Below are 23,381 nucleotides of genomic sequence, written 5' to 3' on the forward strand. Positions count from 1 at the left end.
CTGGCGGTTCGGCCCGGCCAACGCTGACGCGTCCGCCCAGGTCGGCCACATCACCTCCGCTCCCGCTCTACGATTTGGCGTGTGGACTTTCCGGAGCTGGCCGCCCGCACCCGCCGGTTCAGCCACGGCGCGCCACGCGATGTCTCGGTGGCTGAGGACGGCTCCCGGGTGATCTTCCTGCGCTCCGCCGGCCCCGAGGATCCGGCGGACGCGCTCTGGTTACTGGACGTGGGCACCGGCGAGGAGCGGCTGGTCGCCGACCCGGCGACCCTGCTGGGCGAGGGCGGCGACGTCCGGTCCCTCACCCCCGGTGAACGCGCGCTGCGCGAACGGCTGCGGCTCAGTGCCGCCGGCATCGGCTCGTACGCGTTGGACTCGGCCGGTCGGGTTGCGGTGTTCGCGCTGGCCGGGCGGTTGTTCCGGGCTGACCTGGTGCACGGTGACGTGGTGGAGGTGGCGGCGGTCGGCCCGGTGCTGGACCCTCGTCCGGACCCGAGCGGGCAGCGGCTGGCGTACGTGACGGACGCGGCCGACGGTGTGCGTCGGGGCGAGCTGCGGGTGATCGACCCGGACGGCACCGACACCCTGTTGGCCGGCGAGGACGCCGGGGTGAGCTGGGGGTTGGCCGAGCACATCGCGGCGGAGGAGTTCGGCCGGTTCCGGGGGTACTGGTGGGCGCCGGACGGTCGGTCGGTGCTCGCCGCCCGGGTCGACGAGTCGCGCCTGGAGCGCTGGCACCTGCACGACCCGGCGGAGCCGGCGAGCCCGCCGACGGCCGTCGCGTACCCCCGGGCTGGTGGGCCGAACGCGGAGGTCAGCCTGCATCTGCTGGACCTGGACGACGGCTGGGTCGACGTGCACTGGGACCGGGAGACGTACCCGTACCTGACCGGGGTCAGCTGGGGTGAGGGCAGCCCGTTGATCACGGTGCTGCGCCGCTCACAGCAGCACGGGCTGGTGCTGGCGGTGGACCCACGGACGGGTGAGACGCAGGTGCACGCCGAACTGGCCGACCCGCGGTGGGTCGAGCCGATCGCCGGCACTCCCGCGCACCTGCCGGACGGCCGGGTACTGGTCGGCGGGGAGTTGGCCCACGACGGGTACGACGCCCGCTGCCTGTTCGCCGACGGCACCCTGCTCACCCCGCCGTCGCTGTACGTGCGGCGGGTGGTCGGTCGGCTGCCGGCGGTCGCGGGCCCGGCCGACCTGCTGGTGGAGGCGAGCGACGGCGAGCCGAGCGAGCGGCACCTGTTCCGGGTCCGCACCACCATCGGCGGTGGGGTGGACGCGCGCCGGCTCACCACCGATTCCGGGTGGTACACGGCGGCGGTCGGCGGGGACGTCCTCGCCGTCGGCGTCGCCTCTCTCGATCATGCCGGGGTGCACTGGACGGTTCGTCGCGGCGATCAGGAGATCGCCGAGCTGCGGTCGTTCGCCGCCACCCCGCCGTACTCTCCGCTGCCGCTGCTGGAACGGGTGACCGATCGGCGGCTGCCGGCGGCGGTGCTCTACCCGGACAACCACGTGACGGGGCGGCGGCTGCCGGTGCTGCTGGACATCTACGGCGGCCCGGGGCACCAGGAGGTCGTGGCGGCGCGGGCCGCGTGGTTGGAGCGGCAGTGGTGGGCCGACGCCGGGTTCGCGGTGGTCACCATCGACAACCGGGGTACGCCGGGCGTGGCGCCGTCGTTCGAGAAGGCGATCCACCGGCGGGTCGCCGACGTGATCCTCGCCGACCAGATCGACGCGCTGACCGCGCTCGCCGGCAAGCACCCCGATCTGGACCTGGAACGGGTGGCGGTGCGCGGCTGGTCGTTCGGGGGGTGGCTGGCCGGGTTGGCCGTGCTCCGCCACCCGGAGCTGTTCAAGTGCGGCATCGCGGGCGCACCGGTGAGCGACTGGGCGTTGTACGACACCGCGTACACCGAGCGTTATCTGGGGTTGCCGGAAGACGGCCTGGACCTTTACGCGCACCACTCGCTGGTCGAGTTGGCCGCCGAGCCGGTCACCGGGCCGGACCAGGCCCGCCCGTTGCTGCTGGTGCACGGGCTGGCCGACGACAACGTGGTGGCCGCGCACACGCTGCGGTTGTCGGCGGCGCTGCTGAGCTCGGGCCGCCCGCACGCCGTGCTGCCGCTGACCGGGGCCACCCACATGGCCGCGAACGGCACCGCCGAGCGGCTACTCCCCCTGGAGCTCGAATTCCTCCGTACCCATCTGCGGTGAACCCCGCAGTCACCACCGTTCCACGAGGTGTTCCCGGCCCGGCGGCGGCTCGTACGGCTCGGGCCAGTAGTCAACGATTTTGCTGATCAGCCCATCTTCGGAGAGCTCCAGCCAGACGCACGCGTCCTGGTGCTCGACGCCCACCCGACCGTCGAGCAACAGGGCGGCGAGGCGGCCATCGGCGATCACCCGTATCGGGTGGAGGTGCCAGTCGCCCGGGTACTCGGTGTTGAACCGCAGGAAGGCGTCCTTGCCACGGATGCGCTCCCGGGTCTGCGGCATCTCGTAGACCACATCATCGGTGAGCAGGGCGGCCAACCCGGACCAGTCGCGGCGCTCCAGAAGATCGACGTAGGCGTGCGCGGCCTGCCGGGCCATCGAGGTGTCATCCACGGCCCGGACCCTAGCCCTCACCACCGACACCTCGGGGTGCTCGTCGCTGGCGCGCGCTGCTTTCGTGAATCTTGGACACTTTCCGTTAGCGGGGCCCGCCTCCAGTCACGCCGGCATGGTGTCAGGACACCGACGGCGGCCAGCGGTGCGTACGCCACTGGTTCCATGTCGCGAAACCGGCCGGTGGGTCGTCAATGGGTTCGGTGCCGGCGAGTTCGCCTGGCGTCGGGACGTCGATGATGGCAGCCCACTCGGCGAGTTCCTCGTCGGACATGGGCCACGTCGTGTGTGGCGCTTCGGCCTGGCGTTGATCGAGCCGTCGGCGCTGCTCGGCAGGGGTGAGTTCGAAGTAGCGCAGCTCTACCGTCGCACCGAGGTCGGCTGCCGCCTGCCGCAGCGCGGAGCGCTCGTCTCGACTCCACAGGCCGTAGTCGATCACCACGTTGTTGCCGAGTTCGAGGGCCCGCAGGCCGATCTCGATGAGCCGCCCTTCGATGACGCCCTGAGCCGATGGCGGATTCTCGTGCCCGTAGAGGGCTGACAGCTGCCGGCGTGTCGGTCGTCAGTTGTGCTCACTGGTCGGCATGGTTGGCGTCGTGCCCACCTACCGGATCGGCCGCCTGGTCATGGTCGGAGATCCGGTCACTGGAACGGCGGCCGAGGCCGGGCGGACCGTGGTGTATGCCCGGGTGTCGTCGGCCGATCAGAAGGCGGATCTGGACCGTCAGGTCGCCCGGGTGTCCGTGTGGGTCACCGGCCAGAAGCTCGGCGTGGCCTCGCTGTGCGCCCGCCTGTCCGGTCGTCGCGCCGCCGCGAACCGCGCCCGCCGCGTAGTCGAAGCCGCCGCCGAGGCTCGGGTGTGAAGACGATCCAGGCGTACCGGTTCGCCCTCGACCTCACCCCGGGCCAGGAACGTGACGTGCTCGCGCATGCTGGGGCGGCTCGGGTCGCGTTTAACTGGGCGCTCGTGAAGGTCAAGGCGGTCATGGACCAGCGGACCGCCGAGCGATCCTACGGCGTGCCGGACGAGGCGTTGACGCCGTCGCTGTCATGGTCCCTCGCTGGTCTACGCAAGGCGTGGAACGCCGCTAAGCCCGGGGTTGCGCCGTGGTGGGGTGAGGTGTCGAAGGAGGCGTTCAACACCGGCTTGGAAGCCCTCGCGCGCGGCGTGAAGAATTGGGCCGACTCCCGCAGGGGCGCACGGGCCGGGCGACCGGTCAGGTTTCCCCGGTTCAAGTCCCGCCGCCGCACTGCACCATCCGTGCGGTTCACCACCGGGGCGATCCGGGTCGAACCCGACCGCATGCACGTGGTGCTGCCGAGGCTGGGTCGGTTGAAGCTGCACGAGTCGGCCCGCAAACTCGCCCGGCGTTTGGACAACGGCACCGCCCGGATCATGTCCGCGACCGTGCGGCGCGGCGGCGGACGCTGGCACGTGTCGTTCACCGTCGAGGTCGAACGGGCCGAGGGCGCCCCTGCCCGGCCGCGGTCGGTCGTTGGCGTGGACGTCGGGATCACGCACCTTGCGGTGTTGTCCACTGGCGAGTTGGTCGACAACCCGCGCCACCTAGCCGCCGCGCAGCGACGCATGCGCTCGTTGGGCCGGGCGCTGTCACGCAAGACCGGCCCGGACCGGCGTACCGCAAGACGGCCGTCGAAGCGGTGGGAGCGGGCAGCTGCGCGGCTCGGTCGTGCGCACGCCCGGGTCGCTCATCTGCGCCGCGACGGGCTGCACAAGCTCACCACCCGGCTCGCGCGTGAGCACGCCACCATCGTGGTCGAAGACCTCAACGTGGCCGGGATGCTGGCCAACCGCAAGCTGGCCCGGTGCGTCGCCGACGCCGGGTTCGCGGAGATCCGTCGCCAACTGGCGTACAAGACCGGGTGGAACGGCGGCCGGCTGCTGCTGGCCGACCGCTGGTATCCGTCCTCCAAGACCTGCTCGGGTTGCGGCACGGTGAAAACCAAGCTGGCCCTGTCCGAGCGCGAATACACCTGCCAGGCGTGCGGTCTGGTCATCGACCGGGACCGCAACGCCTCCTTGAACCTGGCCGCCCTCGCGGCCGAGTTCGACACCGCCGGGAGTGGCCCGGTGGCAGCACGTGGAGCCGACCAGAAGACCCGCGTACGCGGGCAGGTGGCGACGAAGCGTGAACCCGGCACGGCATCCGCCGGTCAGACCGGGACCGTCCCGCCGCAAGGCAGGACTACCAACCGTGTGCTCGCTAAAGCGCACTGAGAGGTAACGGCCTTCACCCATTCGTCCTTCGTCAGACGCAGGGCATTGTGCTCGGCTTCGATACGGCGAGCGGCTGTGGTCTTGCCGGTGCACGGCAGGCCCACGGTCAGGAACAGCGTTGGTCGCGTCACCATTCCCTGCCTCCGGGAGATCAAAACGGGTGCCCCGGTCATGCCTGTCCACCGTTAGCATCCACGGCATGGCAACGAGGCTGGTTCAGATCAACATGAAGGCTCGGGACGACGCCGCGCTCGGCGGTTTCTGGGCGCAGGTGCTCGGCTGGGAGCTCTCCAGCGAGGGGCCGAGCGTGACCAACCTCGAACCCGAGGGCTTCGTCTACCCCGACCCCGCCGCCGTCTGCATCGACCTCGTCGCCTCCCCGGAATCCAAGACCGTCAAGAACCGTGTGCACGTCGACCTCGCCACCACCTCGGCGGCCCATCACGCGGAGCTGGTCACGCGCCTGAAGGGTCTCGGCGCGACCCTCGCCGATGTGGGCCAGGGCGACGTTCCGTGGACGGTCATGGCCGACCCGGAGGGCAACGAGTTCTGCGTGCTGGACTGGCAGGAGCCGATCCGCGACACCGGACCGATCGCCAGGGTGGTGGTCGACTGCGCGGATCCGCGCGCCATGGCCCGTTTCTGGAGCGAGGCCACTGACTGGACCCTGCACCGGGTGACCGACCACGACGCGGTGCTGCGCTCCGCCAAGGACGTCGGCCCCTATCTGCATTTCGTCCGCACGCCCGATGTGAAGACCGTGTGGAACCGCGTCCACCTCGACGTGCGTCCGTACCCGGGCGACGACCTGAAGGCGGAGGCGGCCAGGCTGGAGTCTCTCGGCGCCACCGTCATCGACCTGGGCGGCGCTGTGCATTGGACGGTTCTCGCCGACCCGGAGGGCAACGAGTTCTGCCTGCTCACTCCAGCCTGACCACAGGATCACCGGGCGGGTACGCCCGGGTCCGTCACGCTGGCTCGATGGGCAGCCACAGTTCGCAGGTCGCGGTGCTGAAGTCCTCCGCCCGGTCGAGGATGGCAACCAGCGAGGGGCCCGGCCGCAGTCGCCACGGGTTGGACGGGAACCACTCGGTCGCGGTCGCCGCCCAGGTCTTCTGCAGGGCCTGCGGGTGAGGCCCGGCGGTGCGGAACACCGCCCACTGGCCGGCCGGCACCTCGATGGCGTCGAGGTCGTCGGGGACCGGCGTGTCTCGGGACACCGCGACCCCGTGCAGGTAGGTCAGCTCGCTGCCCTCGGTGGCCTCGGCGTCGACGTCGTCGCTGACCTGTAGCAGCCCGGCGGGCTCGGTGTCGCTGAGAGCCTTCAGCCGGAGGTGCTCCTGCGGTGGCAGTCCGGTGATGTGCTGCTGGATGTGCGGGTTGATGCCGTGGTGGACGAGTGGAACCCGGGCCGCGTGTCCGACCAGCCGGAACGTGGGGCGGTCGACGATGCGGGTGTCCATGGGGATACTCCCTTCGACGGTCAGGCGGAACCTGAGCTGCGGTTGTGTGCGAAGGGGGCCTCCGTCGCGGCGTACGTCACCGGGGCTGGCACCGTGGACCGCCCGGAAGGCACGCCCGAACGCCTCGGTCGAGCCGTATCCGTGTCGGACGGCGATGCTCAGCAGATCGTCCTCGCCTCGAACGATGTCGGCGGCGGCGACGGTCATGCGGCGTCGGCGCACGTACTCGGACAGCGGCATGCCGGCCAACGACGAGAACATCCGGCGCAGGTGGTACTCGGTGGTGCCGAGGGCCCTGGCCACTTCGTCGACGTCGAACTCCTCGGTGAGGTGCTCTTCGAGTAGGTCGACCAGCCGGTTGAGTGCCGCGATCATGAGGCCTCCTTTCGACGTCAAGCCTGGCCGAGGGGCCCTACCGCGCGCCCGACCGTAGCGGTCCGATCCGATCAGGTGTCCGGACTCCCGAACGGTTCAGTCAGCGCGCTGTTCCCCGAGGACGGTTTCGCGGAACGATGCCACCACGGGCCGAAGGTCGACCCGGTGCCAAGCGGCCCACAGCTGCACGGACCCGCCGTACCAGGGAATTTCCCGCACCATGATGCCCTCGGTCGTGCCACGCACCATGCTCCGCTGCACGAGCGCGAGGCCGAGACCGGAGGCGACCAGGCCCAACGCGGTGAGCGGATCGGCCGCGTTGAGGCCGATGTCCGGCGTGAAGCCGGCGGCCACGCACGACGCGACGAACGCGTCCCGCCAGGCCGGGTCCTGTGAGTCACCCACCGCGATCCACGGCTGCCCGTTCAGGTCATCGGGCGTCAACTCCTCCTGCTCGGCGAGGGGATGAGTCGCCGGCAGCACCAGCAGCAGCGGGTCCTGAAGCAGCGGGGCCGCCAACAGATCCGGGTCGCCCTCGGGCGGCGGTGTGCGGACCAGCGCGATGTCCAGGCTGCGCTGACGCAGTCCTTCGAACTGCTCAGCGGACTCCTGGTCGTACAGCGCGACATGGATGCCGGGGCGCTCCTCACGTAGGGCGCGAAGGGCAGTGGGCAGGACGCCGGTGTGCATGGCGTTGGCCACGTACCCGATGCACAGGCCGCCCTCCTCGCCGCGACCGAGCCGGCGGCCGAGGTTCTCCAGCCGGGCCGCGTGGCGCAGCAGAGCGCGGGCCTCGGTCAGGAAGACACGGCCGTCGGAGGTCAGCCGGATGCGCTGCTGGCTGCGCTCGAAGAGGGTGAGGCCCAGGTTCTTCTCGAGCTGGGCGATCTGCCGGCTGAGCGGCGACTGGGAGATGTGCAGCTGTTCGGCAGCACGTCCGACGTGCTCGGCCTCGGCGACGGCCACGAAGTACCGGAGTTGTCGCAGGTCAAGCATGTCGGACCTGGGAGGACTCAACTGAGTCCAAGTAAGTCTTGGACAGTCTCATGACTGGATCCTAACGTTGACCACGCAAGACCGGTCAATCGCACATTCGTTCTCATTCGGCATAGCAAACATCAAGAGGGTTATTTCATGACGATCAAGTCTCTTCTTCCCAGCCCGCTCGGGTTCGGCACCGCACCGCTCGGCAACATGTTCCGCGCCATCCCCGACGAGGAGGCGGCGGCCACTGTCCAGGCCGCGTGGGACCAGGGCATCCGCTACTTCGACACCGCACCCTTCTACGGCGCGGGTCTCTCCGAGATCCGCCTCGGCGACGTGCTGTCCCAGCACCCGCGCGACGAGTACGTCCTCAGCACCAAGGTCGGCCGCGTCATCCTCGACGACATCGAGGACACCACCGCCCGCGACCTCGGCGAGAAGGGTGGCCTCTTCGAGCACGGCCGCCCGAACAAGATGATCAATGATTACACCGCCGAGGCCACCCTGCGCTCGATCGAGGACAGCCTCAAGCGCCTCAACACCGACCGCCTCGACATCGTGTGGGTGCACGACGTCGCTCAGGACTTCTACGGTGACGAATGGCTGGCCGCCTACGAGGCGGCCCGCACGGGCGCCTTCCGCGTCCTGCAGAAGCTGCGCGACGAGGGCGTCATCAAGGCCTGGGGCCTGGGCGTCAACCGCGTCGAGCCGCTGGAACTCACCCTCGATCTCGACGAGCCGATACCCGACGCCTTCCTCCTCGCCGGCCGTTACACGCTCCTCGACCACGACCGGGCCCTGCAGCGCCTGCTGCCGTCCGCCTCGGCGCAGAACGTGGACATCGTCGTCGGTGGCCCGTACAGCTCGGGGATCCTCGCTGGCGGCACGCACTTCGAATACCAGAAGGCACCCGCGGCCATCATCGACAAGGTGGAGCGGATCAAGGCAATCGCCGCGCGACACGGGGTCAGCATCAAGGCCGCCGCGCTGCAGTTCTCCCTCGCCCACCCGGCCACGGTCGCCGCGATCCCCGGCGCCACGAAGCCCAGCCGCATCGCGGAAGACGTGGCCGCCCTCAGCGAAACGGTGCCGGCCGCCTTCTGGACGGCCCTGCGCGAGCAGAAGTTGATCGCCGACACCGCGCCCATCCCTGCCGCCTGACGTTCTGAGGAGGATCCCGTGGCCACCGCCACCGAGTTCATCGACATCCCCGTTACGCCCGAACGCACCTGGCAGCTCATCGGCGGCTTCGACTCGCTCCCCGACTGGCTGCCGTACATCCCCAGCAGCGAACTCAGCGAGGGTGGACGCGTGCGCACCCTCAAGAATGAGGAGGGCGGCGTCATCGTCGAGCGCCTCGAAGCCTTCGACAACGGGGCCCGCAGCTACAGCTACTCGATCCTCCAGGCGCCATTCCCCATCACCGACTACCTCTCCACCATCACCGTGCACGAGGTGCCCGGAGAGGACGGGGCTCGCGTGCAGTGGTCCGGCACCTTCACGCCGGTTGGCGTCAGCGACGAAGAGGCCACCACCCTGTTCCGCGGCATCTACCGGGATGGCCTGGCAGCACTGCACCAGACCCTCACCACGGCTGCCGCCTGACCGGCGAGGGATCTCGTCGAGATGCCCCGCAGGAACAGAAGGGTCCCCTCCCGACGACGTTGTCGGTTGGGGACCCTTCTGGTCTGCGGTGTGATCCGCACCCACCTGGGGTGGGCTACACGATCCCGAGGTTGACGGCGAGCTGGGTGATCGTCGCTGGAGCGTCCGGGTCGCGGGCGACCTGGGCGACCACCTCCCGTGCGGCTGGCCGGTGGCGAACCTCGGCGGGTGCGGTGCGTTCAGCCCGCAACAGGACCCGTGCCGCGTTGGCGGGGTCGTTCGTCTGCAGGTAGGCGCGCGCCGCGTCGATCAGATGCGCGGCTCGGTACTCGACCGGCAGCCACCGCCACCCGTCCCGCCCGACCGCCTCCTCGTGCCAGGCGACCGCCCGAGGCCCGTCACCCAGCTCCACAGCGGCGGTGACCCGCGCCAGCTCAACGGCGGACGGCCCGAACGTCGTCCGGTGATGGTCATGCCCGTCGCCCACCCGAGCGGCCAGCTCGGCTGCCTCATCCAGCAGGTTTCCGGCCGCCCGGTCATCACCCGCCCTCGCCGCGATCAGGGCGGCCTGCACGAGCAGGGAACCGCACAGAGACAACTCCTCCGGCGATCGCCCGGTGTCAGTTGGGCCGATCTGGTGCGCGGCGGCCAGCATCACCGCCCCTGCCCGCCACGATCCCCGCAGCACCTGGCCGAGCTGCACCGCCGCGCAGGCCAGCAACACCCGGTCACCGGCGGCAGCGGACATCGCCCGGTCAGCGGCCAACCATGCGAGGCTCCCCTCCCCCAGCTTGACCAAGAGAGCCGCCGTCACCCGATACGCCTCCACCAGCGCGGCTCGTCCGGCCTCCGGGTCCTGCGCGTAGGCGCGGTGAACCTCAGTCACCAACGCGGGTAGCAGCTCGACCAGACGCGGGTACCGCGCGTGTTGGTAGGTCATCCACACCTGCCGCACCTCCCGAGCCAACCGATCGGGCGACATCACCTCCCGGCCCGTCGGGCGACCAAGAACCATCGGGTACGCCGACAGCGCAGCTCGAATCCGCGCGACACCCTCACGCCGCTCGACCACCCCAGCAGGCTGGACGTCCCGGCCAAGCAGGGCTGCGGGATCGACCCGAAGCACCGCCGCGATCTCCCGGATGGTCGACACCCGCTCCAGGGAACGAACACCACGCTCGACCTTGTCCACCCAGCTCTTCGACTTCCCCAACCGATCCGCGAACGACTGCTGCGACAACCTCCGCCGCACCCGCAGATAAGCCACCCGCCGACCTATCGGTACCGGATCACGGCTCACCACGCCACCGCCGATCAGGCACCGCCCGAGTCGTCTCGTCCGCCGGTATCCGCTCCGCCTCGGCCTGCGCGAGCAACCGGCGTTTGGCTTCCTCCCGTTCGGCGGCGTCGATCTGCTCGCCTCTGCTGACCGGCTCATCGTCAGAACTAGGCATCATCACCTCCGCTACGGGGGCGCTTCGGCAGGATCAGCCGTCGCGTGAGGTCCACAATGCCGCCGAGCTGTCGTCAGGCGCGACGGCACAGAGTACGACATCACGGGCACACAACAGGCGACATTAAGGCGACACACAGCTATTGTGGCGAACATGAATGCCCCGAACACCGCCCTACGCGCGGTCCGCACCGGGATGCGCATGAGCCAGGACGACTTCGCCCGCGCGCTCCAAGCCGCCGGCCTCCGAGTCGGCGAGCCCAACGACGCCAACAAGAGACTCGTCCAACGGTGGGAGTCAGGCGCGATCGCCGCACCACGGCCCGTGTACGCCCGCGCGTTGGAGGTCGTCACCGGTCTGCCAATCTCGCTGCTCGGCTTCGCCGCGATACCCGAGGGCCAAGCCGTCGACGACCAACGCGGCGGCCACGACCTGACCTCGCCCCTATCCAGCCTCGCCACGCCAACGCCCAAGCCCCTTGCAGTTCACGGGTCGCACGAGGGCGTCTGGCTCAGCCGCTACCAATACCACTCCAGCGGCCGAGGAGATTCCTTCGCCGGTCAGCACTTCGTGGTAGTACTCCAGCACGGCGACCGGCTAACCGTGCGGAGCCTGCCCGGCTCGGCGGCATCGTCGCTGTCATTGGATCTCACCGTGGACGGTGCCGTGGTCACCGGTACCTGGGTCGAGCAAACCGATCCCATTGGCTACTACCGGGGAGCCCGGTACCACGGTGCGATCCAACTACTGGTGGAGCCCACTGGCCGACGGATGGCCGGGAAATGGGTCGGGTTCGGCAAGGACATGGACGTCAACACCGGCCCGTGGGAGCTGACCTTCCGGGACGCTTCCACGTCCAAGGCGACGCTCGACCAGTACAACAGGTTGCCCGAATAGGACACTTCGCCAATTCGCCCACGGGCCGCTGCGCGGCAGCCTCACGTCAATCAAGGCTGCTCCAATGTGCTGCCGGCCGGCAGCGGGCTAGGACGCCAGTCGCACGCTCATGATTCATGTTGAATCAGTTTCTACGGGAGCTACACGGGCTATTGTCCGTGGTCGAGCATTGGAACTCCTTCGGGCCAGTCGGGCCCTTAAGTAAGCGGGTAGATTCGCTAAGGTCATTTAAGAGTGACGAGATGACACAGAGAACATGTGAGGGCTTCTTGAGCGAATTTGAGGCGGAATCCGGAAGGATCTACCACTATGACGAATCCGACCGTGTCGGAGACCCCGGCAGCTACGGAACGGTCTACCGCGGCACGACCGACGACACAAGGAGCGTTGCCGTCAAGGTCGTCAAATTCCGCGCCGGATCTCCTGCGGACAGGGCACTAGCCGAGCGCGAGGTCGAGGTCTGGCGGCAGCTTCCGACGGAGTCGGACGGTCATCTAGTTCCGCTCCTCGACTTGGCGAGGGGCACAAACGAATTAATCTTCGTAATGCCGCTCGCTCGCCGGAACCTTGCTGAGCTGATAGGACAGCGGGCCCCGCTCGCAACACCCGAAGCAATCGACATCCTGAGACATCTTGCCAAGGGCATGCGAGAACTTGCCGCAGCTGGCGTCGTCCATCGTGACATCAAGCCACCAAACATCCTAGAAATCGACGGTCGCTGGCATCTGGCCGACTTCGGAATCTCGCGGGCCATGGCTGCGGCGACCGCTTCCCACACCTTTCGAGGCGGAGGCACCTTGGAGTACCGCGCGCCGGAACTATTCTCAATCGGCACGGTGGAGCGCGTGGCGAGCGACCTCTATGCTCTCGGTTGCGTCGGCTACGAGCTTGTGACCGGAGAAAAGGCGTTTCCAGGGCCTGATTTTCGGCATCAGCACTTGACGGTCGCCCCAACTCTCCCGGCCTCAGTTGACGCTTCACTCCGTGCCCTAATTCTCGATTTGCTCTCCAAGGAGCCGGCCTCTCGGCCACCGGATGCCCGGCGAGTAGTGGACGCTCTAACCCCTCGGCCAATGACCGCCGATTGGCAGATTGGCGTGCAGCGCATGCGCGCCTTCGGAGCAGAGCTCCGGATGGAGAACGAGACTCGGATCAACGCCATCAGAGTTCATCATGAACAACAACAACATGCCCGCCAGGCTTTACAGTATCTATGGAATTCTGTTGTCAGCACGCTGACGGATTTCGACCCGGAGGTAACTACTGGCGAGGAAGGGTCGCGCGGCTACCCCTACTTCATCGTCGGTGACTTCCGCCTTATGCTGACGCTGGAGGAGCCCAAATCGCCGCTCACGCCACTTCTCCTGGTGGGAAGCCTTGTTGCCATGCGAGAAGGGGATTTCGGGGCAGGAGTTAGTCCGGCAAACCTGGTATGCGTCTGGCAGGACGATGCACCACGGTGGATAATCGTCAGGTTCGCGACTGTCCATACCTCGATGAGTCGCATGGGCGGGGTGGGGGCACCTCCGTCGTCAATCAGTTGGGACGGCAGTAACTTCACGGCACCCGACAGGTTTCAGATCATGAAAGAGGTAGCGACTCCTGATCTGATCCTCGACATGTTCAATGCGGCAATCGGCCTCTAATACGTGTCCCGCACGCTCCACGCACGCCGAAAGCGGATATCCGGAGGACGCAGTCGAAGGATATCGGTTGGTTCGCTGTCATTCAACATGATCTTATACATGTCAGCAACAAAGTCGTCCGGCTTGACGAACAAGACCTTCGCCTCGCTCAGGCTTATGGATTGAAGATTGGCACTTGCCGGGACGCATCGCCCGGCGAAACAGAAGGGTCCCCTCCCGACGACGTTGTCGGTTGGGGACCCTTCTGGTCTGCGGTGTGATTTACGGCTTGACGTGCGCGTTCACGAACGACGGGTAGCCGAAGACGCTGGAGATGAAGACCCCGCCGGCCTTGGAGCCGTGCACGTTGTAGGCCACGTCGACGTAGAGCGGCACCACCGGCGCGTACTCCTTCATGATCCGCTCGTCGAGCTTGGCCCACTCCGGGCCCTGCTCGGCCGGGGCCAGCGCCAGGATGCGGTCCATCTCGGCGTTGATCGTCGGGTCGTTGAAGTAGGACTGGTTGCTGTTGCCCTCGGCCTTGATGGTGCGACCGTCGTAGAGCACCGGCAGGATCGAGGCCCCGCTCGGCCAGTCCGCCGCCCAGTTACCGATGTACAGGTCCCAGGGGTTGTCCTTCTTCTTGATCTCGTCGAGCTTGGCGTCGTCCGAGATGTTCCGCAGCGTGATCTTGAAGCCGGCACGCTCCAGATTGGCCTTGAGCTGGGCGCCCTGCTGCTGCTCGGTCGAGTTGTCGGCGACACCGAGGACCAGCTCGGGCGTCTGACCGCCGAGCAGTTCCTTGGCCTTGGCGACGTCACCGTTCGGTCCGGCCGGGTACGCCTCGTACGCCTTGTAGCCGATGGTGGCCGGCGGCATGAGCGTGGTCAGCGGCGCGGCGACGGTCTGACCACCGAGCGCCTTGATCATGCCTTCGCGGTCGATGGCGTAGTTGAGCGCCTGGCGGACCTTCAGGTCCTTGACCCGCTGGTTGTTGATGACGAGTTGGTTGGCGCTCGGCGTCGGCGACAGGATGCTGCGCGACTTCAGCGTGGCGTCACCGACCACCTTGGCGACCAGCGAGGCGGGCACGGCGTTGAAGGCGAGCGCGCTCTGGTCGGCGCCGTTGTCGGCGATCACCCGGTTGTTGGCCGCGTCCGCGGTGGGGCCGAAGGTCCAGACGAACTGGTCCGGGTACTGGTGCCGCACCGGGTCGGTGGCCGGGTCCCAGTTGGGGTTGCGGTCCAGGGTCAGCTGCACACCGACCTGGTTCTTGGCGATCTTGTACGGACCCGACGAGAACGGCTGCTTGTCCAGGTCGACGCCGGTGTCCTTGTCGGCGGGCAGCGGCGCGGTGGTCGGCAGCGAGACCGCGAACGGCAGGTCACAGCGGGGCTTCGCGAACTCGAAGCGCAGCGTCTTCGCGTCCGGCGTGCTCAGGCCGGGCGGCAGCGACGTCTTGTTCTTCTTGAAGTCCCACTTGGTGTCGAACTGCGGGCTGTCGGCCAGCCACTCCTGGACGTAGGTCGGGCCGCCGGAGATGTCCGGGTCGAAGGAGCGGGCGATGCCGTACGCGATCTCCTTGGAGGTGATCGGGCGGCCGTCCTCGAACTTCACCCCGTCCTTGATCGTGAATTCCCAGACCTTGCAGTCGTTGTTGACGTTCTTGCCCGGCGTCTCCGCCAGGTCGCCCACCAGGACCAGGCCGCCCTTGCCGTCGTCCTTCCAGGTGGTCAGGTAGCGGGCGAAGAGCGGGCTGGCCATCAGACCGGCGAACGAGTACGTCCGCTGCGGGTCCAGGTGGGAGATCGGCGACTCCCGGATGATGGTGAAGGTGCCGCCCTTCACCGCGCCGCTCACCTCGGCCGCCGGGCCCTGCGAGTCCTTGGGGTCGGTCGCGATGACCCCGGTCTGCTGCCGGTCGGTGTTCACCGTGGTGCCCTCGCCCGTGTTCTTCGAGCACGCACCCAATGCCACAACCAGAGCGATCGCGCCGCCTGCGGCAACCGCCACGCGTGGTCGCATGAAGTACCCCCTTCACCCATGTGCCGTGCGGTTTCGTCGGGGCGAGAACCACCGACGTCCCGAGGATCGTAAGGAAGAAAACCTACGATTTATGTAACAGTTGTCGATAAATTTCGCCAGCAACCGTGCCCTGGTCACCGACGGCTCAACGCAGCCGCACCCGTGGGTCGATGGCCGCGTAGAGCAGGTCCACCAGCACGTTCGCCAGCACCACGAAGACCGCGGCGATCAGCACGGTGGCCATGATGGTGGGCAGGTCACCCGAGCGCACCGCGTCCACCGCCGTACGCCCCAGCCCTTGAATGCCGAACGTCGTCTCGGTGATCACCGTCCCGCCCAGCGCCCCGCCCACGTCCAACCCGGCGATCGTCACCACCGGAGTGATCGCCGCGCGCAGCGCGTGCCGCCCGTACACCTTGGGTTTGGCCAGGCCCTTGGCCCGCGCGGTCCGGACGAAGTCCTCCGACAACGTCTCCAACATCTGCGCCCGGGACAACCGGGCGTAGATGGCCGAGAAGAGGAAGGCCAACGCCACCCAGGCGAGCACCAACCCACTGGCCCACTTCGCCGGGTTGTCGAATATCGAGGTGTAGCTCGGCACCGGCAGCAGCCGCAGGTTGTAGACGAACACCAGCAGCAGCACCGCGCCCACGAAGTACAGCTGCAACGACGCGCCGGTCAACGAGAAACCGATGGCCAGCCGGTCCAGCCAGGTGCCCCGACGCAGCGCGGACACCATGCCGAGCCCCACCCCGAGCAGCAACCAGAGGACGGCCGCCGGGATCACGATGCTCAGCGTCACCGGCAGCACCCGGGCGATGGTGTCCGAGACGGCCTCGTTGGTGACGTACGACCAGCCCAGGCAGGGCGCGTCGCACCGGCCACCCTGGGCGCTGCCCAGGTCCCGACCGGTCACGATGCCCTTCATGTAACCGGCGTACTGGCTGATCAGCGGGTCGTTCAGGCCCAGGTCGTCGCGGACCCGCTCCAGCCGCTCCGGGTTGCAGTTCTTCGAGCAGATGCTGCTGACCGGGTCGCGCGGCAGCGCGAAGAACATCAGGAAGGTCAACACGCTCACCGCGAAGAGGGTCAGCGTGGCGGAGAAAAGTCGCTTGAGCAGAAATCGCGCCATGATTTGACCCCTACCGGGACGACTTCGGGTCGAGCGCGTCCCGCAACGCGTCGCCGAAGAGGTTGAAGGCGAACACCAGCGCGAAGATCGTGATGCCCGGGAAGAACACGTACGCCGGGTCGGTCTGGAGGAAGTCCAGACTGCGGTAGATCATTCGGCCGAAGCTCGGCGTCTCGTCGCTGAGGCCGACGCCGATGAACGACAGCGCCGCCTCGCTGGTGATGAACTGCGGCACCGCCAGGGAGAACGACACCAGGATCGGTGCCCAGATGTTCGGCAGCAACTGCCGGAAGAGCATGTGCCCCAGCCCGGCACCGCTGGCCTTGGCCGCCTCCACGAACTCCCGCTCGCGCAGCGCGATCACCTGCCCGCGGACCAGCCGGGCGGTGCTGGTCCAGCCGAAGATGGCGAAGACGGCGATCAGCACCCCCACCCCGAAGGCGGACGACACCTGCCCCCGCTCGCCGTAGAAGCGCAGCGTGATGGTGGGCGTGAGGGCCAGCGCGATGATGAGGAACGGCATGGCCAGGGTCAGGTCGGTGATCCAGTTGATCACCGCGTCGAGCCAGCCGCCCAGGTAACCGGCGAGCGCGCCCAGCACAACCCCGATCGTCGCCGTGATCAGGGCCGCCGCGAACGCGATGAACAGCGAGGTCCGCAGCCCGTAGATCAGCCGGATGAAGATGTCCCGACCCAACCCCGGCTCCAGACCGAACCAGTGCTCGCCGGTGACCCCGCCGGCGTAGCCCAGCGGCATGCCGAAGCCGTCCAGCAGGTTCTGGAACTGCTCCCGCGGGCCGATCCCGTAGACCATCTCGATCAGCGGGGCGGCCAACCCCAACACCATGAAGAAGACCAGGAGTACGCCGCTGACCATCGCCGTCCGGTCGCGGCGCAGCCGCAACCAGGCCAGCTGACCGGGCGAGCGGCCGACGACGCCCTTCGCGGCCGGTCCGCCCGCGTCCGTGCCGGACTCGATCTCGGCCAGCGCCACGCCCTCCACCGGGGACAGGCTCACGACGACACCTCCTCGAAGACCTGGGTGGCCGACTCCGCAGACTCGGGGAAGTGACACGCGGTGGCCTGGTTGCCGCCGTCGCGCGGAACCAGCGCGGGCTCCTCGGTGGCGCAGATGTCCTGCGCCTTCCAGCACCGGGTGCGGAACCGGCAACCCGACGGCGGGTCGAGCGGAGTGGGCACGTCACCGGTCAGCCGGATCCGACCCGCCGGGCCGAGCTGGGTGACGTCCGGGATCGCCGAGAGCAACGCCCTGGTGTACGGGTGCTGCGGGCGCTCGTAGATGTCCTCCCGGTCGCCGATCTCCACGATCCGACCCAGGTACATGACGGCGACCCGCTGGCAGAAGTGCCGCACCACGGCCAGGTCGTGCGCGATGAACACGAACGCCAGGCCGAGCTCACGTTGCAGGTCACGCAGCAGGTTGACGACCTGCGCCTGGATCGACACGTCCAGCGCGCTCACCGGCTCGTCCGCGACGATCAGCTTCGGCCGCAGGGCCAACGCGCGGGCGATGCCGATGCGCTGACGTTGCCCGCCGGAGAACTCGTGCGGGTACCGGTTGTAGTGCTCCGGGTTCAGCCCGACCAGCTCCAGCAACTCCTGCACCCGGGCCTTGATCCCGCCCGGCGGCTTGATCCCGTTGACCTGCAGCGGCATCGCCACGATCCGGCCCACGGTGTGCCGAGGGTTCAGCGAGGCGTACGGGTCCTGGAAGATGATCTGAAGTTCCTGGCGCAGCGGGCGCAGCTCGCGGCGGCCGGCGTGCGTGATGTCCCGCCCGTCGAACTCGATGCTGCCGCTCGTCGGCTCCAGCAGCCGCACCAGCATCCGGCCGGTGGTGGTCTTGCCGCAGCCCGACTCCCCCACCAGGCCGAGCGTCTCGCCCGGGCGCACGTCGAAGTCGAGCCCGTCGACCGCCCGCACCAGACCGGTGGCGCGCAGCCCCTGACGTACCGGGAAGTGCTTGCTCAGCCCGCGTACCCGCAGCAGTGGTTCGTCCGTCACAGGGCCACCCCCACTCGTGCGATGTCCTCGGCGTAGAACGTGGCACGGTCCGCCGCGCTGAGGTGACAGGCGACCAGGTGGCCGTCCGCGCCGGCCGGGCGCAGCTCGGGGACCTCGGTGGCGGACCGGTCGCCGGCACGGTCCGCGTACCGGCAGCGCGGGTGGAAGGCGCAGCCGGACGGCAGATTGATCAGGCTGGGTGGGTTGCCGGGGATGGGCACCAGGTCCGCGTCGGCGTCGCCGTGCAGCGACGGCACGCTGGAGAGCAACCCCCAGGTGTACGGATGCTGCGGCGCACGGAGCACCTGCTCGACGCTGCCCCGCTCGACGGCGCGCCCGCCGTACATGACCAGCACGTCGTCGGCGACCTGGCCGACCACGCCGAGGTCGTGGGTGATCAGGATGATCGCGGAGTGGAACTCGGACTGGAGGTCGGCGAGCAGGTCCAGGATCTGCGCCTGGACGGTGACGTCCAGCGCGGTGGTCGGCTCGTCGGCGATCAGCAGCGCCGGGTCGTTGACCAGGGACATCGCGATCATCGCCCGCTGGCGCATGCCGCCGGAGAACTCGTGCGGGTACTGGTCGAAGCGGCGTGCCGGCTGCGGAATGCCGACCCGGTCCAACATGTCGATCGCCCGCTGACGGGCCGCGCGCCGGCTGACCTTGGGGTGATGCACCCGGTACGCCTCGGCGATCTGCCGGCCCACCGTGTAGTACGGGTGCAGCGCCGACAGCGGGTCCTGGAAGATCATCGCCATGTCGCGGCCGCGCAGCCGGCGTACCTCATCGTCTCCGAGACCGACCACCTGCCGGCCGCCCACCGAGATCTCCCCGGTGATGGTGGTCCGTTTCGGGTCGTGCAGGCCGAGGATGGCCAGCGAGGTGACGCTCTTGCCGGAGCCGGACTCACCGACGATGCCGAGGGTGCGGCCCCGCTCGACGGCGAACGACACCCCGTCGACCGCGCGCACCACGCCGTCCTCGGTGTCGAACCGGACCCGCAGGTCACGTACCCGCAGGTAGGCGTCCTGGTCGGAGCGCTGGGCCGGCACGACGGGACGGTCGTCCGGTTCGCCGGACGCCGAGGATTCCGAGCTGTCCACGGCCACCTCCCTCAGTGACGAAGAGAACTTACAGGAAAGTCCCGAGGGTGAAAGTAAGCTACAAAGTCGGCACGTGTCAGCGGGCCCGAGCGTAACGAGTCAGCATCGGCCCCGCACCCCCGCCACCTCGCCATCCACGCCCGTTCATGGCTCTGATCGCACGTCAAGTGCGATCATTGGACGAGCAATCAGCAGAGGATGCCCGGGGCCCGAGGTGGAGGTGACCCATGACCGCGGCGGTGTTCGATCACGAAGGTCCGTGGACCGAAGAGGAGTTCCTCGCCCTCGGCGAGACGCAGGATCGCGTCGAACTCTTCGACTGGAGCCTCCACGTGACCCCAGGACCCACCCCACGGCATCAACGAATCTCCCGCAAGCTCGGCAATATCCTGGAAAGAGCTGCGGAGGCAGCCAACCTTGAGCTGTTGGAGGCGGTGAACGTCCGTCTCCGGCCAGGTCGAATACCGATTCCTGATCTCGTCGTAACCACCGCAATCGATCTCGATCAGCCCAACATCGAGTCGGCTGATGTGCGACTGGTCTGCGAGATCATCTCGCCGAGCAACGCCTCCACCGACAAGGTCCTCAAGATGCATTACTACGCCGCAGCGGGCATTGAGTGGTATCTGCTGGTGGAGCAGGGGACGGGTGCCATGCGCCTTTACCAGCGGCAGGGTGGTCACTACGTGGAGAGAGCAACGACGAAGCGCGGTGAGGTTCTGGAACTGACCGAGCCGGTGCGGGCCACTATCCGGCCGGAGGACCTCGTCCCCTGACGGGTGTCGGTCGGCTGGCCTAGGGTCGGTCCATGACCGAGTTCGACGCGGCCACCGCCGCCGTCCAGGCCGCCCTCGACGCGGGCGCCCGGTACGCCGACGCCCGGGTGATGCACCGCCGCTACGAGTCGATGACCGCCCGCAACGGTGACGTGGAGGAGCTGACCCAGGACGAGAGCATCGGGCTCGGTGTCCGAGCACTGGTCGGGGCGAGTTGGGGCTTCCACGCCGTACCCGATCTGTCCGACGCCGCAGCCCGCGACGCCGGCCGGCGCGCGACCCGGACCGCCATGGCGAGCGCGCGGGTGCCGGGTCCTCCGGTCGACCTGGTGCCGGTCCAGGCGGTCACCGCGAGCTGGGCCTCCGGCTGCCAGGTCGACCCGCTCGGGGTGCCCCTGTCCGACAAGGGCGATCTGCTGGTCGACGCGACCCGCACGATGACCAAGCACGGCGCCGACCTGGCCGAGGGCCTGTACCAGATCTGGGACACCGCGAAGTGGTTCGTCTCCAGCGAGGGCCACCGCATCGACCAGCGCATCCGCGAGTGCGGCGGCGGCATCTCGGCCACCTCCATCGGTGACGGCGAGACGCAGCGCCGGTCCTGGCCCAGCTACCGCGGGCAGTACGGCACCACCGGGTGGGAGCTGGTCGAGTCGCTGGATCTGGCCGCGCACGCCGCGCAGATCGCCGAGGAGTCCCGGGCGCTGCTCACCGCGCCGCAGTGCCCGGCCGGCGAGACGGATCTGATTCTCGGCGGCGAGCAGTTGGCCCTGCAGATCCACGAGTCGGTGGGGCACGCCATCGAACTGGACCGGATCCTCGGCTGGGAGGCGGCGTTCGCCGGCACGTCCTGGCTGGACCTGGCCCAGCTCGGCTCGCTGCGCTACGGGTCCGAGCTGATGAACATCACCATCGACCCGACGATCCCGGGTGCGCTGGGCAGCTTCGGGTTCGACGACGAGGGCTCCCCGGCGGTCAAGCGGGACGCAGTTCGCGACGGCCGCTGGGTGGGTGTGCTCGCCGGCCGGGATTCCGCCGCCATGGCCAGCCTCGACTACGGCGGCAGCGTACGGGCCGACGGGTGGGCCCGGCTGCCGATGGTGCGGATGACGAACGTCGGCCTGGAACCCGGCCCGCACACGCTGGACGAGATCATCGCGGCCACCGACGACGGCGTGCTGATGGACCTCAACCGATCCTGGTCGATCGACGACAAGCGGCTGAACTTCCAGTTCGGTTGTGAGGTCGGCTGGGAGATCAAGAAGGGGCGGCGGGGGCGGATGCTGCGTAACCCCACGTACACCGGGATCGGCCCACTGTTCTGGCGCTCGATGGACATGCTCTCCAACGAGACGATCTCCTGGGGGACGCCCAACTGCGGCAAGGGCCAACCCGGCCAGATCGGGCACACCGGCCACCCGGCAGCGCCGGCCCGGTTCCGCAACGTCCGGGTGGGAGTGTCGGCATGACGGAACTGGAGTTGGCGGGGCAGGTTGTCGAGCTGGTGCGCCGGCTTGGCGGGCCGGGCGCGCAGGCCGAGGCGGTGGTGACGCGGGCGGACCTGGCGCTGACCCGGTTCGCCAACTCGGGCATCCACCAGAACGTCTCCGAGTCGACCGTCGGGGTTCGCCTGCGGGTGAACGTGGACGGTCGGACGGCCACTGGCGGCGGCAGCGTGGTCACCGCCGACGGGTTGGTCGCCCTGGTGGAGCGCACCCTGACCGCGGCGCGGCTCTGCCCGCCCGACCCGGGTTGGCCAGGGCTGACCCCGCCCACGCCCACGCCGGACGCGCCGCCGGTCGACGAGGCCACCGCGCACGCCGAGCCGGATCAGCGGGCCGACCGGGTGGGGGCGTTCGTGGCCGCCGCCGGGGGTCTGAGCACCGCCGGTTACTGCCGCACCGCGCACCGCTCGTCGGCGTTCGCCAACTCGGCCGGGCACTCGGCGTACGGCCGCTCGGTGGAGGCGGCGATGGACGGCATCGCGCGCCGCGACGGCGCGGACGGGGTGGCCCGGCGCAGCGCTGACCGGCTGTCCGACCTCGACGGCGCCGAGTTGGGCGCGCAGGCGGCCGCGAAGGCGCAGGCGGCGGCGGACCCGGTCGAGTTGCCGCCGGGGCACTACGAGGTGGTGTTCGAGCCGGCCGCCGTGGCGGACCTCCTGCAGAACCTGTCCTGGTACGGCTTCAACGGCAAGCGGTACGCCGAGCGGCAGTCGTTCGCCGAGCCGGGCGCGGCACAGTTCGACCGGGCGGTGACCCTGGTGGACGACCCGCTGGGCGGGTCCGGGTTGCCGTTCGACGCGGAGGGCACCGGTCGGCGGGCGCTGACATTGGTCGAGGCGGGCACCACCCGGGCGGTGGCGCACGATCGGCGGACGGCCGCCGAGGCGGGCACGGAGTCCACCGGGCACGCGGTCGCGGGCGGTGCCACCTGGGGTCCGATGGCCCGCAATCTGCGGCTGTCCGGCGCGGCGGCGGGCCCGGCCAGTGCGACGGGCCGGAGCACCACGGGCGCGGCGGCGGGGGCGGTCGTCGACGTGGACACCGCCGCGTTGGTGGCCGGCGTACGCCGAGGGCTGCTGGTCACCGACCTCTGGTACACGCGGGTGCTCGACCCGAAGAGCCTGGTCGTCACCGGGCTGACCCGCAACGGCGTCTGGCTGATCGAGGACGGCACCGTCGTCCGGGCGGTCCGTGACCTGCGGTTCACCGAGTCGTACCCGCGGGCGCTCGGGCCGGGGGCCGTGCTCGGGTTGGGCGCGCGGGCGGTACGCCAACCGGAGCGGGTGGACGGTGCCTGGTGGGCGGCCCCCTCGCTGCGGTTGGCCTCGTGGCACTTCACCGGAGGCGCCTCCGGCTGACGATCCCGACGACGTGGCCCCCCGACCGGCGTGTCGGGGGCTTTTCCGCAGGCCAGACACACGGGACGGTCCCTTGCGCGGACGGCTCGCAGAGATCGGCGTAACGTGTGTCACTTAGCTGCGTCGGTCGATCCGGCGTGGTCGTTGGTGTGCGCATGACGTGGCAGCGGGTGCGGGTTCGCCGGTCCGCGTGCCG

23 protein-coding genes are annotated in these 23,381 nt (G+C 69.1%); 11 read left to right on the forward strand and 12 right to left on the reverse strand.

Annotated features, from left to right (window positions below; all coding sequences use genetic code 11):
* Positions 1–81: 81 nt before the first annotated feature.
* Entirely contained in the window at positions 82–2,226 is a 2,145-nt protein-coding gene (locus tag EV382_RS20920) for a S9 family peptidase (protein WP_130404397.1), read from the forward strand.
* 9 nt (positions 2,227–2,235) lie between these two features.
* Here EV382_RS20920 and EV382_RS20925 read toward each other — a convergent pair whose 3' ends face one another.
* Positions 2,236–2,604 carry a nuclear transport factor 2 family protein gene (locus EV382_RS20925; protein ID WP_425271997.1) on the reverse strand — a complete coding sequence of 123 codons (369 nt, stop codon included), beginning with the start codon at positions 2,602–2,604 and terminating at the stop codon, positions 2,236–2,238.
* Positions 2,605–2,740: 136 nt separating this feature from the next.
* Positions 2,741–3,163 carry an AAA family ATPase gene (locus tag EV382_RS20930; RefSeq protein ID WP_130409057.1) on the reverse strand — a complete coding sequence of 141 codons (423 nt, stop codon included), beginning with the start codon at positions 3,161–3,163 and terminating at the stop codon, positions 2,741–2,743.
* A 40-nt stretch (positions 3,164–3,203) separates the two neighbouring features.
* Here EV382_RS20930 and EV382_RS20935 point away from each other — a divergent pair, with 40 nt between their 5' ends.
* Positions 3,204–3,482 carry a recombinase family protein gene (locus EV382_RS20935; RefSeq protein ID WP_130404401.1) on the forward strand — a complete coding sequence of 93 codons (279 nt, stop codon included), beginning with the start codon at positions 3,204–3,206 and terminating at the stop codon, positions 3,480–3,482.
* Complete coding sequence (tnpB, locus tag EV382_RS20940) at positions 3,479–4,858, forward strand: IS607 family element RNA-guided endonuclease TnpB (RefSeq protein ID WP_130404403.1); 1,380 nt, start codon at positions 3,479–3,481, stop codon at positions 4,856–4,858. Before EV382_RS20935 ends, tnpB begins: the two co-directional genes overlap by 4 nt.
* On the opposite strand, the gene EV382_RS33835 is transcribed toward tnpB, so the two are convergent.
* Positions 4,795–5,031, reverse strand: coding sequence for an AAA family ATPase (locus EV382_RS33835; protein ID WP_341870172.1), 237 nt, complete (start codon positions 5,029–5,031; stop codon positions 4,795–4,797). The genes tnpB and EV382_RS33835 overlap by 64 nt on opposite strands.
* 26 nt (positions 5,032–5,057) lie before the next feature.
* Between EV382_RS33835 and EV382_RS20950 the strand changes: the two genes are divergently transcribed.
* A complete protein-coding gene (locus tag EV382_RS20950) occupies positions 5,058–5,792 on the forward strand; it encodes a VOC family protein (protein ID WP_130404405.1) in 735 nt (244 codons plus the stop codon).
* 34 nt (positions 5,793–5,826) lie between these two features.
* Here the strand turns inward: EV382_RS20950 and EV382_RS20955 are convergent, their stop codons facing one another.
* On the reverse strand, positions 5,827–6,696 hold the full coding sequence (locus tag EV382_RS20955) for an AraC family transcriptional regulator (RefSeq protein WP_130404407.1): 870 nt from the start codon (positions 6,694–6,696) through the stop codon (positions 5,827–5,829).
* A gap of 96 nt (positions 6,697–6,792) precedes the next feature.
* Positions 6,793–7,692, reverse strand: a complete 900-nt coding sequence (locus tag EV382_RS20960) for a LysR substrate-binding domain-containing protein (RefSeq protein ID WP_130404409.1) — start codon at positions 7,690–7,692, stop codon at positions 6,793–6,795.
* Positions 7,693–7,830: 138 nt separating this feature from the next.
* Here EV382_RS20960 and EV382_RS20965 point away from each other — a divergent pair, with 138 nt between their 5' ends.
* Positions 7,831–8,841, forward strand: a complete 1,011-nt coding sequence (locus EV382_RS20965) for an aldo/keto reductase (RefSeq protein WP_130404411.1) — start codon at positions 7,831–7,833, stop codon at positions 8,839–8,841.
* Between the two features lie 18 nt (positions 8,842–8,859).
* Entirely contained in the window at positions 8,860–9,285 is a 426-nt protein-coding gene (locus EV382_RS20970) for an SRPBCC family protein (RefSeq protein WP_130404413.1), read from the forward strand.
* Positions 9,286–9,400: 115 nt separating this feature from the next.
* Here EV382_RS20970 and EV382_RS20975 read toward each other — a convergent pair whose 3' ends face one another.
* Together EV382_RS20975 and EV382_RS33560 are read right to left on the reverse strand one after the other, a co-directional pair.
* Entirely contained in the window at positions 9,401–10,552 is a 1,152-nt protein-coding gene (locus EV382_RS20975; RefSeq protein ID WP_244236774.1) for a helix-turn-helix domain-containing protein, read from the reverse strand.
* Between the two features lie 22 nt (positions 10,553–10,574).
* Positions 10,575–10,739 carry a hypothetical protein gene (locus EV382_RS33560; protein ID WP_244236775.1) on the reverse strand — a complete coding sequence of 55 codons (165 nt, stop codon included), beginning with the start codon at positions 10,737–10,739 and terminating at the stop codon, positions 10,575–10,577.
* A gap of 153 nt (positions 10,740–10,892) precedes the next feature.
* Between EV382_RS33560 and EV382_RS20980 the strand changes: the two genes are divergently transcribed.
* Together EV382_RS20980 and EV382_RS20985 are read left to right on the forward strand one after the other, a co-directional pair.
* Positions 10,893–11,636, forward strand: coding sequence for a helix-turn-helix domain-containing protein (locus tag EV382_RS20980; RefSeq protein WP_425271914.1), 744 nt, complete (start codon positions 10,893–10,895; stop codon positions 11,634–11,636).
* A 242-nt stretch (positions 11,637–11,878) separates the two neighbouring features.
* Positions 11,879–13,282, forward strand: a complete 1,404-nt coding sequence (locus tag EV382_RS20985) for a serine/threonine-protein kinase (protein ID WP_165435838.1) — start codon at positions 11,879–11,881, stop codon at positions 13,280–13,282.
* 261 nt (positions 13,283–13,543) lie between these two features.
* Here EV382_RS20985 and EV382_RS20990 read toward each other — a convergent pair whose 3' ends face one another.
* From EV382_RS20990 to EV382_RS21010, 5 genes are all read right to left on the reverse strand, one after another.
* Positions 13,544–15,286 (reverse strand): ABC transporter substrate-binding protein, encoded by a 1,743-nt coding sequence (locus tag EV382_RS20990; RefSeq protein ID WP_130404421.1) that lies wholly within the window; start codon positions 15,284–15,286, stop codon positions 13,544–13,546.
* A 145-nt stretch (positions 15,287–15,431) separates the two neighbouring features.
* Positions 15,432–16,418, reverse strand: coding sequence for an ABC transporter permease (locus tag EV382_RS20995; protein ID WP_130404423.1), 987 nt, complete (start codon positions 16,416–16,418; stop codon positions 15,432–15,434).
* A 10-nt stretch (positions 16,419–16,428) separates the two neighbouring features.
* Positions 16,429–17,436, reverse strand: coding sequence for an ABC transporter permease (locus tag EV382_RS21000; protein ID WP_130404425.1), 1,008 nt, complete (start codon positions 17,434–17,436; stop codon positions 16,429–16,431).
* Positions 17,433–18,443 carry an ABC transporter ATP-binding protein gene (locus tag EV382_RS21005; RefSeq protein WP_130404427.1) on the reverse strand — a complete coding sequence of 337 codons (1,011 nt, stop codon included), beginning with the start codon at positions 18,441–18,443 and terminating at the stop codon, positions 17,433–17,435. The genes EV382_RS21000 and EV382_RS21005 overlap by 4 nt, the downstream gene beginning before the upstream one ends.
* Entirely contained in the window at positions 18,440–19,495 is a 1,056-nt protein-coding gene (locus tag EV382_RS21010; protein ID WP_165435935.1) for an ABC transporter ATP-binding protein, read from the reverse strand. The genes EV382_RS21005 and EV382_RS21010 overlap by 4 nt, the downstream gene beginning before the upstream one ends.
* Positions 19,496–19,773: 278 nt before the next feature.
* Between EV382_RS21010 and EV382_RS21015 the strand changes: the two genes are divergently transcribed.
* The 3 genes from EV382_RS21015 to EV382_RS21025 are packed head-to-tail and all read left to right on the forward strand — an operon-like array spanning position 19,774 to position 23,185.
* Complete coding sequence (locus EV382_RS21015; RefSeq protein WP_130404431.1) at positions 19,774–20,322, forward strand: Uma2 family endonuclease; 549 nt, start codon at positions 19,774–19,776, stop codon at positions 20,320–20,322.
* 32 nt (positions 20,323–20,354) lie between these two features.
* Entirely contained in the window at positions 20,355–21,791 is a 1,437-nt protein-coding gene (locus EV382_RS21020; protein WP_130404433.1) for a TldD/PmbA family protein, read from the forward strand.
* Positions 21,788–23,185 carry a TldD/PmbA family protein gene (locus EV382_RS21025; RefSeq protein ID WP_130404435.1) on the forward strand — a complete coding sequence of 466 codons (1,398 nt, stop codon included), beginning with the start codon at positions 21,788–21,790 and terminating at the stop codon, positions 23,183–23,185. The genes EV382_RS21020 and EV382_RS21025 overlap by 4 nt, the downstream gene beginning before the upstream one ends.
* Positions 23,186–23,381 lie beyond the last annotated feature (196 nt).

This window comes from Micromonospora violae (genome assembly GCF_004217135.1).
Taxonomy (GTDB): Bacteria; Actinomycetota; Actinomycetes; order Mycobacteriales; family Micromonosporaceae; genus Micromonospora; species Micromonospora violae.